At 59.0% G+C, this 14,533-nt stretch carries 12 protein-coding genes; 10 read left to right on the forward strand and 2 right to left on the reverse strand.

Annotated features, from left to right (window positions below; genetic code table 11):
* The first annotated feature begins 15 nt into the window (after window positions 1-15).
* From FYB92_RS11090 to FYB92_RS11115, 6 genes are all read left to right on the forward strand, one after another.
* Window positions 16-2,250: a polysaccharide biosynthesis tyrosine autokinase gene (locus tag FYB92_RS11090; protein ID WP_003619321.1), complete on the forward strand. Its 2,235-nt coding sequence runs from the start codon at window positions 16-18 to the stop codon at window positions 2,248-2,250.
* Window positions 2,251-2,311: 61 nt separating this feature from the next.
* Entirely contained in the window at window positions 2,312-3,361 is a 1,050-nt protein-coding gene (locus FYB92_RS11095) for a glycosyltransferase family 1 protein (RefSeq protein ID WP_231105584.1), read from the forward strand.
* Window positions 3,358-3,738: a hypothetical protein gene (locus FYB92_RS11100; RefSeq protein ID WP_062809249.1), complete on the forward strand. Its 381-nt coding sequence runs from the start codon at window positions 3,358-3,360 to the stop codon at window positions 3,736-3,738. Before FYB92_RS11095 ends, FYB92_RS11100 begins: the two co-directional genes overlap by 4 nt.
* A gap of 23 nt (window positions 3,739-3,761) precedes the next feature.
* Complete coding sequence (locus FYB92_RS11105) at window positions 3,762-5,438, forward strand: glycosyltransferase family 4 protein (protein ID WP_332828653.1); 1,677 nt, start codon at window positions 3,762-3,764, stop codon at window positions 5,436-5,438.
* The gene (locus tag FYB92_RS11110) at window positions 5,335-5,802 is read left to right on the forward strand and encodes a hypothetical protein (RefSeq protein WP_332828654.1); all 468 of its coding nucleotides are present in this window, start codon (window positions 5,335-5,337) and stop codon (window positions 5,800-5,802) included. Before FYB92_RS11105 ends, FYB92_RS11110 begins: the two co-directional genes overlap by 104 nt.
* A gap of 19 nt (window positions 5,803-5,821) precedes the next feature.
* A complete protein-coding gene (locus FYB92_RS11115; RefSeq protein ID WP_062809250.1) occupies window positions 5,822-6,691 on the forward strand; it encodes a glycosyltransferase family 2 protein in 870 nt (289 codons plus the stop codon).
* Here the strand turns inward: FYB92_RS11115 and FYB92_RS11120 are convergent.
* The gene (locus tag FYB92_RS11120; protein WP_332828655.1) at window positions 6,637-7,755 is read right to left on the reverse strand and encodes an acyltransferase; all 1,119 of its coding nucleotides are present in this window, start codon (window positions 7,753-7,755) and stop codon (window positions 6,637-6,639) included. The two genes, FYB92_RS11115 and FYB92_RS11120, sit on opposite strands and share 55 nt — an antisense overlap.
* 421 nt (window positions 7,756-8,176) lie before the next feature.
* On the opposite strand from FYB92_RS11120, the gene galE reads away from it, so the two are divergent.
* Together galE and FYB92_RS11130 are read left to right on the forward strand one after the other, a co-directional pair.
* Window positions 8,177-9,271: a UDP-glucose 4-epimerase GalE gene (galE, locus tag FYB92_RS11125; protein ID WP_075631872.1), complete on the forward strand. Its 1,095-nt coding sequence runs from the start codon at window positions 8,177-8,179 to the stop codon at window positions 9,269-9,271.
* Between the two features lie 130 nt (window positions 9,272-9,401).
* Window positions 9,402-10,943 carry a flippase gene (locus tag FYB92_RS11130; protein WP_332828656.1) on the forward strand — a complete coding sequence of 514 codons (1,542 nt, stop codon included), beginning with the start codon at window positions 9,402-9,404 and terminating at the stop codon, window positions 10,941-10,943.
* 241 nt (window positions 10,944-11,184) lie between these two features.
* Here the strand turns inward: FYB92_RS11130 and FYB92_RS11135 are convergent, their stop codons facing one another.
* Window positions 11,185-11,964 (reverse strand): sulfite exporter TauE/SafE family protein, encoded by a 780-nt coding sequence (locus FYB92_RS11135; RefSeq protein ID WP_075595199.1) that lies wholly within the window; start codon window positions 11,962-11,964, stop codon window positions 11,185-11,187.
* A gap of 589 nt (window positions 11,965-12,553) precedes the next feature.
* Here FYB92_RS11135 and FYB92_RS11140 point away from each other — a divergent pair.
* Complete coding sequence (locus FYB92_RS11140; protein ID WP_332828657.1) at window positions 12,554-13,780, forward strand: MFS transporter; 1,227 nt, start codon at window positions 12,554-12,556, stop codon at window positions 13,778-13,780.
* 78 nt (window positions 13,781-13,858) lie between these two features.
* The gene (hpxZ, locus tag FYB92_RS11145; protein ID WP_040511838.1) at window positions 13,859-14,245 is read left to right on the forward strand and encodes an oxalurate catabolism protein HpxZ; all 387 of its coding nucleotides are present in this window, start codon (window positions 13,859-13,861) and stop codon (window positions 14,243-14,245) included.
* Window positions 14,246-14,533 lie beyond the last annotated feature (288 nt).

Here is a 14,533-nt window from a genome sequence, read left to right on the forward strand (position 1 = left end):
GGAAGGACGCAAGTGATGAATACGCTCCAATTGCCCGCATCCTTCAACGGCCCCGCGCCGGAACCAACGGCAACACAGCAGGTTTCACCCTTGCATGCCTTCAGCATCATGGGGCGCCACCGGCTGGCGATCGCCCTTGTGACATTGGGGATCGCGGTCCCTGCGGGGATCGGCATATTCTCGCTCAGGCCGTACTACAATGCATCTTCGATCCTGATCATCGGCACACATCAGGCCCCGTTTCGCGATCTGCAGGCCACGGTTTCCTCCCCCGAGGTGGACACCGTGGCCGTCAATAGCGAGGTCAGCATCCTGCGCAGCCCGGCCATTGCCCGTGCGGTCGCCCAAAAACTGGATCTGGTGAATGACCCGGATTTTCGGGAAGCACTCGATCATGTCCCGATCAGTAAACGCATGATCGACGCAATTTCGCGCATGTTCGTGACACCACCGCCACAAATTCCGATGACAGCGGACGAACGCCTTCAGGCCACCAGCCTGCTGCTCAACCAATGGGTGACGGTCCTCAATGACGGCCGGTCATATATCATCACCATCACGGCCAGTACGGTCAATGCGGCAACCAGCGCGCGCATCGCCAATGCCTATGCGGATGTCTATCTCGATTTCAAACGCCACATGAAAATCTCGGCGACATGGCAGGCCAATGCCCTGCTTGACGAACAGATCGCCCCCCTGAGGGAACGCCTGCGCAAGGCAGAACAGGCGGTGCAGGCATTCCGTGAAAAAAACGGCCTGATCGCGGCGGAGCTGGAGCGCGCGCCGGGCGCGAACGGCAACAGCAATGCCGATGGCGGTGGCACGACCGTGACCGACCAGCAACTGATCCAGATGAACCGTGAACTGATTACTGCACGCGGCGACCTTGAAAGCAGACGTGCGCGTTATACGGAAATACGCAACGCAATCCATAATGGCAGCCTCGACAGTATTCCCGATGCAGTTTCCTCCCCCCTGATCCAGCAGTTGCAGGCGCAGGAAGCCCAGATCAGCAGCCGCGCCGCAAGCCTGAGCCAAACGGTCATGGACGGCAATCCCGACCTGCAATCGGTACGTGCGGCCGCCGCACAGGTGCGTGCGCGCATTGGTGCGGAAATCCAGCGTGTCGCCAGCAGCGCCGCCAAGGAACTCTCCAGCGCTGAAGCCCGCGTCGCAGCCCTGTCCGCCGAAGTAGACAGGCTACAGGGGCAGGTCACTGCTGAAAATGAGGCGGACGTGACCCTGCGCCAGTTGCAAAGCGAGGCAACCGCGGCACGCACGGTCTATCAGGACTACCTTGGCAGGTTTGCCCAGACCTCCACACAGGCGGAACTTCAGGTAGCGGAAGCAGACCTGATTTCACGGGCCGAAACACCACTTGGCCCCTATGGGCCACCGCGCAAGCAATATATGCTCATTGCCTTCATCTTCGCACTTATGATGGGGGCAGGCTCCGCGCTGGTCATCGACCGGATGCGCAAGGGAGTACGCAGCACAGCCGAACTTGATGCCATACCCGGCCTGTTCGCGCTGGGACTGGTGCCTGCCTTCGCCGGGTCACTGTCGCGCCAGTATGCCAGCCGGGACCGTTCGGCGTATCTGGAGACGGTGGAATCCATCCGCAGTGTCCTATCCTTTGGCCACAGCCGTTTTCGCGCCAAGGTCGTACTCGTGACTTCCGCCGAGCAGGCCGAGGGGAAGACAACCTTCGCCCTGTCGCTTGCGGCCAATACGGGACGGTGTGGCCAACGCGCGCTGGTCATTGATTGTGACATGCGCAATCCATCGGCCATGCGCATCATGGGTGCGGTCAGTATCGTACGCAACACCCATGCCCCGGTGTCCCCGCTGCTCGCCGGGCTGGAACGCGACGTACTGCCCGGTGTCGACATCCTCACGCCCGAGGGAATGATGCATCGGGGCGGCGGTGCAATGCTCCTGCCCGAGGAACTGGGACAGATACTGGCGCAGGTGGGATCGCACTATGACATGATCCTGCTCGACACGCCGCCTGCACTGGCATTTCCCGATGCGGCCGTGCTGTCACGCCTGACCGATGGGGTGGTGATGGTGGTCAAATGGGGACGCACCAGCGCCGCGACACTGGTGCAGGCGATGCGTACGCTGCACACCTATGACGCACGCACGCTGGGGGCAGTACTGACGCAGGCCCCACCGCACAGCCTGGGTGAAGCAGAGCGGCACCCCTTCCGGATTTACAGCCATTATGGACTGCTCCCCCCGACCTGAGGTGGCGCGCAACGTTTGGAGTGCTCTGGTGAGACCTGCCATCTATGTCAATGGCCGCTTCATGACCCAACCCCTGAGCGGGGTGCAGCGGTTCGCGATTGAAATCTGCCATGCCCTGGCCAGGGTCAGCCATGCGCAGGGACGGCCCACGCCGGTGCTTCTGACACCATCGGGACATGTTGCCGAACATGATGCACCAGCCCTGCCACGCCGCACGGTGGGTACACGCCATGGGCAGGTGTGGGAACAATGCGAACTGCCCATGGCTGCACGTAATGGAATCCTGCTCAACCTTGGCAATACGGCCCCCTTATTCGGGCGCCGCCAGATCGTGATCATTCATGATGCAGGCGTATTCGGGCATCCTGAGTCCTATTCATGGAAATTCCGGCTGTGGTACCGGGTCCTGCATGTCCTGCTGTCCCGTACGCGTACGCGCCTTGTTACAGTTTCCGAGTTTTCCCGCATGGAACTTGCGCGGTACCTGCGCATTCCCGCCGAACGGATTTCGGTCATGGGCGAAGGGGCAGAGCATATCGTGCGCGCGCCCGCCGACACCACCATCCTGGCCCGTCATGACCTCAAGGCGCAACGCTTCGTCCTCGCGGTTGGCAATCTGGCCCCGCACAAGAACCTTGCGCGGCTGGAAGTGGTGGCGCGTGCGCTGTCGCTGCGTGGCATCCCGCTTGTCATCAGCGGCAGCGTGAACACAACCATATTCAATGCCAGCGGCACACAGACCCTTCCCCACCCTGCCACTTATGTCGGGCGTGTCAGCGACGGGGAGCTACGCGCGCTGTACGAGGCTGCGGCATGCTTCGTGTTTCCATCCCTGTATGAAGGTTTCGGCCTTCCCCCGCTGGAGGCCATGGCCTGTCACTGTCCCGTGGTCGCCGCAGATATCCCCGTCCTGCATGAGATCTGTGGCATGGCCGCGATCTATGCCAATCCCGCCGATCCAGACGCCATCGCACAGAGCGTGGTGCGTATCCTGGACACACCCGTCGTGGCGCAGGAACTGCGGGCCGCGGGCAAGGAGCGGGTTGCGGAGTTCACATGGGACAGGGCGGCACAGTCGCTGTTACAGATTGCACAGGATATGACCGCATGAGGCACATCCATACCTTGGGCTGGACATTCGACTGGCTGGGGTCGCTATATCTGGGGGGCATGATGGTCATGGCCTGCGCGCAGGGGGCAGGTGCGGCCGCCACGCAGTCGGTATGGTGCAGCATCAGCGATCCCGCCAGCCAGCAGATCTTCATCAGCACTCCCTACTCCCTGCCCATGACATCACGGATGGCGGTATATGCCTATGGCGGCAGGTTTGCCCGCACGGTCAACCTGCGTTTTGGCATGCATGTGGTTCTGGAAGGCGCTTACTGCCATGCCTTTCCTACCCGCCATCGCGCCGCGACAGCCCATGCTGACCTGATCGCACATATGGCGGAGCGTAATTTCAGGATTGTCCCGGTCGGTATTTTCTAGATCCGCGCATAGGAGACGCCCCCATGCCCACAGATACTGCCCCCCCATTGCGCGCCTTTGTCCAGCTCAGCTACGGCTATGGCGCGACAAACTGGCATACACGCTGGAAAAAGGGGGAGATTCCTGGAATTAACGAACCCTATGCCTATGGGTATTATCGTGCGGCAGGACCCGGCATCGTTATCGCCCAATCCGAGGACAAGGTAGAAGGCCCGCTGTCCCGCCTTGTGCGTTATGGGGTACGCTTCATCCTTGGCTTCGATTTCGTACAGGCCTGGCGCAACCGGGGGGGCATTCTGTCCGCCGACGTGGTCTGGACCCATACCGAGGCACAGGCCCTGGCGGTGCTTTTGCTGTACCGCCTGACATCAGGCGCGTCCCATCCCCCCCTGATCGCGCAGAGCGTGTGGCTGATGGATCGCTGGCCCCATGAACCCGCATGGCGGCGACTGTTAATGCGCAGCCTGCTGTCACGCGCGGACATACTGACATTCCTGTCCCCCGAAAACCTGGCGCAGGCACGCACCATTTTCCCTGGGCAGAGGATGGAATGGATTCCGTTTGGCATCCGTGCGGACGAAATGACGGACCACCCTGCCCCCCGGCATGCACCGGGTGCCCCGATACAGGTCCTGTCACTCGGGAATGACCGCCATCGCGACTGGACCACGCTGATTACCGCGACCTCCTCCCTGCCTGCCGATGTGACGTGCCATGTCACCATCGCAACCGCCAGCCTTCCGCCCTCTGCCGCCCATGTCACGCGCGTCACCCCGACACACAACGACGCACTGTTCGGGCTGTATGATGCCGCCGATATCGTGGTGGTCCCCCTGACACATAACCTGCATGCATCCGGCATTACGGTGATCGAGGAAGCCACCTTGCGCGGGCTGCCGGTCATTGTCACGGATACCGGCGGGTTGCGTCATTATTTCGACGGGACATGTGTTTTTTATGTCCCGGTCGGGGATGCACAGGCCATGGGGCACGCCATTGTCACGCTGGCATGTGACCCGGACCGATGCGCGCGGATGGTGCGCAATGCGCGTGAACGCATGCACACATGCCTCAATTCCAAATCCTATGCCCTGCGCCATGTCGCGCTGTCGCGCGAACTCCTGTCACAGCGCACATCCACCACACAGGCCCCGATGGCTGATGCGCCCTCTGCCGCCGCACGGAACATGAAAATTACGGTCGGTATCGCGACAAGCGGTCGACCGGACATCCTGCGTGAAACGATCGCGGAATTGGGCCGGCAGACCCATCAGGCACACAGGATCATCGTGTGTGCCCCCACCATGCAGGACATGACCGGACTAACCCCGTCCGAAGGGCTGATCCTCCTTCAGGGACCGCGGGGCCTGGCGCATCAGCGTAACCTGCTGCTGCGGCATATGGGGGATGCGGATATCATCGTGTTTTTCGATGATGATTTCCTGCCCGATCCCGACTACCTCGCACACTGTGCACGCGCCTTTGCCATGGACCCCGATATTGTCGTCGCGACCGGGCGCGTACTGGCGGATGGGGCAAAGGGGCCGGGCCTGACGGTGGAGGCCGCGCGCGACATGCTGGCGAACCCGAGCGTGAATGACACGCCCCCCCCTGCCCGCCATACAGGCGGCGTGGAACGGTTATGGGTGCAATATGGCCTATCGCCTGTCGAGCATCGCATCGGCAGAACTGCGTTTTGATGAGCGCCTGCCCCTGTATGCCTGGTACGAAGACATTGATTTTTCACGTCAACTGGGACGGCAGGGTCGTATCGTGCGCGTCAACGGCGCAAAGGGCATCCATCTGGGCAGCAAATCCGGACGTACGCCGGGGCGAAAACTGGGATATTCGCAGGTGGCAAACCCGCTTTACCTGTCGCGCAAGGGAACGTTCCCCCTGGACCATGCCTTGCGCAGTATTGGCCGCAACATGGCGATGAATACCATACGCAGCCTGTGGCCCGAACCCTATATCGACCGTCGGGGGCGTATCATTGGCAACTGGCTTGCCATACGTGACGCGATCCTGGGGCGCATATCACCTGAAAAAATGCTGACACTTTAACCCATGGGGGCTTTTTTCAATGTTCTTTTCACTGATCGTACCGACGCTGGGACGGGTTGAAGAATTACGCAACCTCCTGCTTTCCCTGTCGCAGCAGTCGCTCAGGACATTTGAAGTCATTATCGTGGACCAGAACGGCGATGACCGGCTTGCCCCCGTCGTGGCGGAGTTCAATGACAGGCTGAGTATCCTTCACCTGCGCAGCAGCATCCGAAAATGCAACCATGCCCGCAACCTCGGCGCCAGTCGCGCGGGGGGCGATATCCTTGCATTCCCTGATGATGACTGTGCTTATACAAAAGACATCCTTAAGACCGTCAACCGAACATTCAGCGGTGTGCGTTCGCCTGAATTCATAACCGGTTCCGTCATCACGCATGAAGGCCATACAGGTCGTTCAGGACGATGGAAGGCCGAGGAAACCGTCATCGACACCCATACTGTCTGGACATGCCTGATCGAGTTCAATTTCTTCATTCGTCGTCACGCCTTCAATGCTGTCGGCGGGTTTGATGAAAATATCGGGCCGGGCACGCCCTTTGGCTCCGCCGAGGGACAGGACCTTGCCTTACGCCTTCTGAAAAAAGGATTTTCAGGTCTTTATCTTCCTGATCTGCGCATCATCCATCCTGACAAGCCCGTTTCCCTTAATATCGCACGCGCCTACAGCTATGGCGCGGGGATGGGGCGGGTTATGCGCAACAACCACCTCAGCCCCGGCACCGTCCTTACATTCATGCTGCGCCCCATCGGGGGAAGCGCATTTTATCTGCTCAAGGGGAATATTCCATTTTTCCGTTATTATGCAATGACATTCCTTGGTCGCGTCAGAGGTTATCTTTCATTATGCACCGGCATGACAGCCGAAGCCTCCCCCACCACCGGATAGGAACGCCCACCCGGTGCATTGGGGGGACTGCGGTGCGACAGCATGCGACGGACCGGTTCATCAACCTTCTTCAGGACAAATACAGAAACCATAATAGCCATGACAAAGACCAGCGGGATTTCGACAATCGCAACGCGTGCATGCACCATTGCCTGGAACAGACCATTAACCCAGCAGAAAACCGGGTAATGCAGCGCATAAAGCGGGTATGAGACCTCCCCCCCCAAAAGGGACAGCCGCGTCAGGGCAGCCGGCATCCTGACCCGGGCGCCAGAAATGACCAGCAGGGGGGAGAAGATGGCAATCCATGCCATTTCCACCCCGCGCGAGGCCACACCGGGCCAGAAAAACAGTACCAACATAAGACAGAAACATGTCATGAACATGGACACGCCAGAAATGGCAGCCGGAATAACCTGCGTGAAACGATACAGCGCCACCCCCATGAAAAAGGATGCGCCAACCCTTGGGAAACCGCTCCAGAAAGTGGCGGGCACATCCCCCCCCAGTCCGGTCACCCATACCAGCGGCAGGCACACTCCCACCATGGCCACCGCCAGCAGGCGCTGATCCAGACGACGGGTCATCCACCACAACAGATTGATGAACAGTTCAAGGAACAGAGAATATTGCGGCCCATTGAGCGGAAAAACCTGCGGGCCGCCGATCTCATGGGGCGCAAAGAGATATGGCAGATCAAGTAACGCCAGGACAAGCGCAACACACAACGCCGCATAGGGGACATCCCCACCATTGAGATACGCCCGCAATATGACATAAGCCCCGCCCAGAATAGTGGCCACAACGACCACGGGCATGAGGCGAACAAGACGCCGACTGAAGAACTGTCCCATCGACAGGCCGCGCGACCCCGTCATGCGCGTGTCATATGAAAGCGACAGCACATAACCGCTGAGGCAGAAAAAAAGGTCCACGGCAAGACCACTATTGACCGCCAGTTGCGGCACATCCAGCCAGTGCCCAAGGTGATAGATCATCACCGACAGGGCGGCAAAGCCACGCACCCCATCCAAAGCGGCGTAATGATGTCTGGGTGCATCCATGTCCCGTTCCTTTCGCAGATCCTGTCTGCTGCATGACCTCCGCAAGGGAACAGGCCAGTCACCGGACGGGTTTTACATGGGATCAAAAATATTTCCATCCCGCCATACGATTTCCGTACCAGATGATCCTGTTCATTCCTTTACAGAGAAAGGAAAGACTGCAACCCACCCATGACACGGCATGGCAATTCCGGCAGGGGATGCAAAATTCCCCACCAAATACAGCATGATAAGATAAATTTTATTATTTCGTGATATAATAAAACAGAAATGAAATATTAAATTTCACTCTATCCCCCCAACATCATGCAACCGTAGCCACAGCCCTGTCGTTCGCGAAAAGCAGCCAGAGGCATGGTCCCACCGGCATGTCCCTGCCACACAAGTTCATATCGCAGTGCAGTACCACAGGGAAAATACGATGCATTACCTTGTCACAGGGGGCGCCGGTTTCGTTGGCAGCCATGTTGTCCTTGCCTTGCGCGATGCAGGCCATTCCGTCGTGGTCTTTGACAATCTCAGCACAGGGCATCGTGCCGCGGTTCCGCCGGATGTCACACTTGTTGTCGGCAACCTGTCGGATCAGGCGCTCCTTAACACGGTTATGACGCATGAACGCTTCGATGGTGTCCTGCACTTTGCCGCCCTGTCCCTTGTGGGGGACAGCATGCGTGTTCCCTTTACCTACCTTCGACAAAACTACCTCAACAGCCTTCAACTTATTGAAATGTGCATCCATCATGCCATTCCACGTTTCGTCTTTTCATCCACAGCAGCCCTGTTTGGCACCCCTGAACAGCAGCCGATCATGGAACATGCCACGGTCAATCCCGGCTCCCCTTATGGGGAAAGCAAGTTCCTGATTGAACGTGTCCTGCACTGGGCCGAAACGATTTATGGAATGCACAGTGCATGCCTGCGCTATTTCAATGCGGCGGGGTCCGACCCGATGGGGCGCGCAGGCGAAGACCACCGGCCCGAAACCCACCTGATCCCGCTGGCGATTGATACGGCGCTGGGCCGTCGCCCCGACCTGTCGATCTTTGGCGCGGATTATCCAACGGCAGACGGGACATGCGTGCGTGATTATATTCACGTCACCGACCTTGCCCATGCACATCTTATGGCACTGGAGCAGATCGAGACCCGCAGCGTTACATATAACGTTGGCAATACAACAGGATTTTCAAACCTTGACGTCATACGTGCGGTCGAACGCGTCACAGGGCGCACGGTGAACTGGTCATGGTCGGGGCGACGGCAGGGCGATCCTGCCACCCTGATTGCGGGATCGGAACGCCTGCGTCGTGAAACAGGGTGGACGCCACGTATCGCCGCACTTGATGACATTGTTGAAACCGCATTCCGCTGGCGCCTGATCCATCCCGACGGATATGCGCTGCCGTCCCCCACCACAGTGCGGGCAGTGGAAAAGACCAGCCCCGCCATCCCCCTGGTCGCGGATTTTCCTTTACCTGCCACACCCGAAGAGGCCTTCCGGCCGTCCTCCCCCTGATAGCGGGAAGATTGTCGCGCCACGCCCTCCCCTCTTCCCGCCAGGTCAGCCGATCGCGGCTGCCATGCCATGGCGGACGTCACCATCACCTGATGCATCAGTATCGCAGAACGGGCAGGATCATATTTCAATGACACCCACGGACCATGCACGCCTGACCCGAATGCAGGCAGTATTATTCAATGCAGGCTGGAACATGCTTGGCCGTATCGGGCCGGTTGCCGTCGCCCTGCTGGTGACACCGCCGCTGATTACCCGGCTGGGGCTGGCGCGATGGGGGGTGCTGACCATTGCGCTCAGCCTTGTCGGGACATTCGGTATTTTTGATTTCGGGCTGGGCCGCGCGCTGACACGCGCCATCGCAGAACGTATCGCGGACGGGGAAGAAGAAGAAAGCGCCAGCCTGACGTTAACGGGCATCCTGACACTTGGCCTTTTCGGGGTGATCGGGGGCGGGATCGCAGCATTGTGCGTGCGGTTCTGGGTCTATCACGGGTTGAAGATTCCAGCCGACCTGCAACACCAGACCATGATTGCGATGTGGGTGCTGTGTGGCACCGCGCCACTGGTGATGATCAACGCCGCCATGTGGGGCGTTATGTCGGCGTATCAGGCATTCCGCACGGCCAACCTGATCAATATCCCAATTTCCATCATGTATTATCTTGGCCCGCTGCTTGTATTACAGGTCTGGAACAGCCTGGTGGGCGTTATGCTGGTACTGGCGCTGTGCCGCCTGGCGATGACTGTGGGATATGGTGCGGTCTGCCTGCGTATCATGCCATCCCTGCGCCGCGCACGTCCGGCGTTCGGCCTGCTGCGCCCATTGTTTCGGATTGGCGGGTGGATGACCATTTCCAACCTGATGTTTCCCATCCTGTCCTATATGGACCGCTTTATGATCGCCACCGTCCTGTCCGCTGCGGTCACGGCATATTATACCACCGCCTTTGACGTGGTCGCACGCCTGTCGATGATCACCATGGCAGTGACCAGCACGGCTTATCCTGCAATGGCCGCATGCTGGCGCACCGATACCACCGCAACGGTCGCACTTTATCGCAACAGCATCCTGACAGTGGTGGGATTGCTGTTTCCGTTCTGCCTGCTCGGCTCCCTTTTCAGTCACGATATCCTGACGCTGTGGGTCGGGCCGGATTTCGCGCTGCACAGCACACTGATCATGAAATGCCTCAGTATCGGGGTCTTTGTCTTTGGCATGGATGCGGTGGCCGCCGGTTTCCTTGATGGGATCGGACGTGCGGAAATGAACGCCATCCTCTCGGTAGTGGAGGTGGTGGTCTATATCCCGCTGCTGCTTTTGTTCCTGCACTGGTTCGGAGTTGATGGTGCCGCCTTTGCTTGGGCCAGCCGTAGCGTGATGGACTGCGTGGTGCGCATACGCCTGGGTATCCGCCTTTATCCATGGTTGTCACAGATGCTGCGCCACCTCATTCCCACGGCAATCGCCGGGGTGGGCACGATGCTCCTTGCATTACCGAACATTACGCACCTGCTGGGCGGCGCCATCGGGGCCGGTGGACTTGTGGTGTTCTATACCGTGCTGTGGCGGCAGGGACTGGCCGACGAGGAACGGGCCTCCCTGCGACACGGCATGGCCCAGGCATGGATGCTTGGCCGACAGGGCCTACGCTGGCGCTCTCAGGGCTGAACACGGCCTGAACCGTGAAGGCGGCAAATATCCGCCATGTTGCCTTCCAGCGGCGGGGAATGAGGGTGCTGGGACTGCTGCGGTCTGACAGCCTGCTCTATTATACTGGCCTGCCCCCAATATCATGGGTACGTATCCGACAGGCAAGAAACAGGCTGCCGTTCGATAGGAGCGGGCATCAGGCCCATGCGCGTGTCATGGGGGTCTGCATTAATGGGGCAGATGGTGTGACACACCATGGTCAGCCATGCAGGCTACGCCAGATCATGTACGTCGCCACACAGAAAATCACCCCGGCGAAAAAAACGGTCAGCATCCCGGATGACCCCGCCATACGGCGCGACACCCGCATGCCACCATAACTGCCGAGCGTTCCCCCCGCGATGAACAACACCGCAAGCCCCCAGTCAACATATCCCGACATCATGTAGCTGATGGCGGTACTGAGGCCGAATGCCGCCACCGCCACCAGTGACGTGCCCACGGCGTTGAGTATGGGCATATGTGTCGATGCGATCAGGCCGGGTACGATCAGAAACCCACCCCCAATACCGAAAAATCCCGACAGCAGCCCCGTCACCCCACCAAAGGCCATGACACGCGGTGCGTTGTCGCGATTACACTGCGCATCGGCGCACCCCCGATCATGCCGCCCACGCAACATCAGGAACCCGACACCAATCATCAGGACCGCAAAACACAGCAGAAGTTTCTGCCCATCCACTGCCTTGCCCGCCGATGCACCGACAAGCGCGCCAAGGATCCCGCATGAGGCAAAGATGCCCGCGCACCGCCATTTAACCGTACGTGCCCGTGCATGGTACCCCAACCCGGCCAGCGCATTCGCTGCCACGCTGACGGCGCTGGTGCCGATTGCCACATGTGCATTGGGCACACCCACGACATATACCATCAGCGGCACGGCAAGGATCGACCCGCCCCCCCCGATCAGCCCGAGTGTAAACCCCACGACCACGCCAGACAGAAGTTCAAGCAACAGATGCACCATCTCAGGTGACATGCCCATACCACCCATAAAATGTAAAAACACGCATCGATACCGCCCCCTGCTGTCATGGCCTCACGGCCCGCCACTTACTGCGCCCGCCCGCACCTGGCAGGCCGTGGTACGTTTACAGGTATCAGCAGCCTTTTGAAAATCCGCTTCCATGACTTCGCAGGGGGACTGCGGGAATAAACATACATACCCATCCCAACCGACCTGCCAATATAATGCCCGTGCAATGCATGTATTTTATGCAGTGCATGACGTCACCGGCCTTACAAACCGCCAGGCACAATTTCATGCCGAAGCCCCCACGGTTGCAGTGGGGGCAAATGTTTTTACCTGCGGCCCCTGTTTCGGGAAAGACGACGCCATTGATGTTTTCCCCGGAACGGGATTCACCAAAAACTTTTATTATTCAGAATATTACAAATCTCTAGCGGGCGGACAGGGTTTCCTGAAGACGTTTCAGTTTTCCCACCAGATATCAATAGTAAATCACGAAGATCAGACGCCCCATGCCAGCACTGGCGCAGCCACAGGCGGTATGAAAAACCCAATGACATGGCGGATGCCGTCCGCCTGCATGACCTGCGCAAAAAGGATGACGTTCTTGCCTGTTGCACTGCTGGCCCTTGCGATCGGGGCGTTTGGGCTTGGGACCACCGAAACAATCGTCATGGGCCTGTTGCCCCAACTTTCCGATGGGCTGGGCGTTACCATCGCGCAGGCCGGAATGCTTGTGTCGGGATATGCGATCGGCGTGACCATTGCCTCCCCCCTGGTCGCAATCATGACCAACAGCCTGTCGCGTCGGGATACGCTGTTGCTGACGATGGCGATCTTCATCGCGGGAAACGCCTGCAGCGCAGTGGCGCCGGGATACTGGTCGCTGATGATCGCACGGGTTCTGACATCATTTTCCCACGGCACGTTCTATGGCGCAGCGTCCATCATGGCGGGCAAGCTCGTTCCGCCAGAAAAACGCGCCGAGGCCCTGTCCCTCGTCTATATCGGGCTGACGCTGGCGATGATCCTGGGCGTCCCGCTTGGCACGGTTGTGGCACAGATGACGTCATGGCGTATCGCATTCTGGCTGATCTGCTGTGTGGGTGCTGCCGCCTGGGGCACCATATGGCTATGGATTCCACAGGACGGAAAGGCTGGCCCCACCATACGCCTGTATGAGCAGTTTCGCGCCATGACGCGCCCGCTGGTCGTCACAATGATGCTGGTTTCCATGTGCACATCCGCCAGCATGTTCACGCTGTTCACCTATATCTCGCCATTCCTGCACATCCGGACGGGCCTGACGGAACATGTGATTGATGGCGTCCTGCTGATGATTGGCGCGGGCCTGTGTCTTGGGAACCTGTTGGGCGGGCGGCTGGCGGACTGGAAGATGCTTCCATCCTGCGCGGGCCTGATGGGCGCGGTGGCCATTATCCAGATCCTGCTTGCACCAGGCAGCCTGCATGTATGGAGCTGCCTCGTCCTGCTGTTCCTGTGGGGCGTGTGTATCTATGCCCCCATGGCGCCGTTGCAATCCTATGTGGTGGCCTGTTCCGGATCTGCCCCCAATATTGCCGCAGTGATGAACCAGAGTTCGTTCAATTTCGGCAATGCCATCGGCGCATGGGCGGGGGGAATTCTGGTGGGAATGCACGGATCATATGGCGGCCTGCCGATCCTGTCGGCAGAATTTGCCGCGATCGGCTTCGGATTGGTTATGGTGGCGCAATATTTCCAATCCCGCGATAGAGTACGCAATACTGCCCCCCATGCGGACGCGTCGGGATCAGGTTCGGGGCCGGTGCCTTTGCAATCCTGAAACATCATGCCCCGCACCCAGCCACAGACCGCCAAAGCACATATTACGACACGATGCGCGCAGACCGAGGAGATTCCTATGCCGGAACTGAACAATCCCGCCACCCTCGCGGAAGTCACCGCCATGTCAGACCTGTATGAACAGGCATTGGCCGATAACCGTATCGAAACCCTTGATGGCCTGTTTTATGACGGTCCGGAAACGGTACGATATGGCGTGGGCGAAAACCTTTATGGCGCTGCAGAGATCGCAGCCTTTCGCCGAGCCCGTACCGGTGGGTCGCCGCCACGCACGGTCCTGCGACGCGTCATCACCACACTGGGGCAGGATGTGGCGACGGTTGACCTTGAATTCCAGCGTATCGGGGGAACCCGCATAGGCCGCCAGAGCCAGACCTGGCTTCGTACACCCGACGGGTGGAAAGTCATCGCCGCGCATGTTTCGCTGATGGCCGACATCTCCTGATACGTAAATACGGGCTTTCCCACCCATAACAGCCCGTAAAAACCCGGAATAAAAATACATCTTTTCTTGCTGCCGGATCATCATTACCCACAAGCCGAAAATCTGTTCATCACGATTGAGGAACAGGGAGGAAATTCCCCTGTTTTTTGGCTGTAATATGCGGATTTTATGAAATCCATATGGAATATACCACCTGTTCGCGCGGCAGCCATTCCATAGGTGAGTAGGTCAGAGGTTGCCGGAATAAATGAAAAAGCTGTAATGATGCGGACATTATTGCATCGTTAC

This window comes from Novacetimonas sp. GS1 (genome assembly GCF_036686925.1).
Lineage (GTDB): Bacteria > Pseudomonadota > Alphaproteobacteria > Acetobacterales > Acetobacteraceae > Novacetimonas > Novacetimonas hansenii.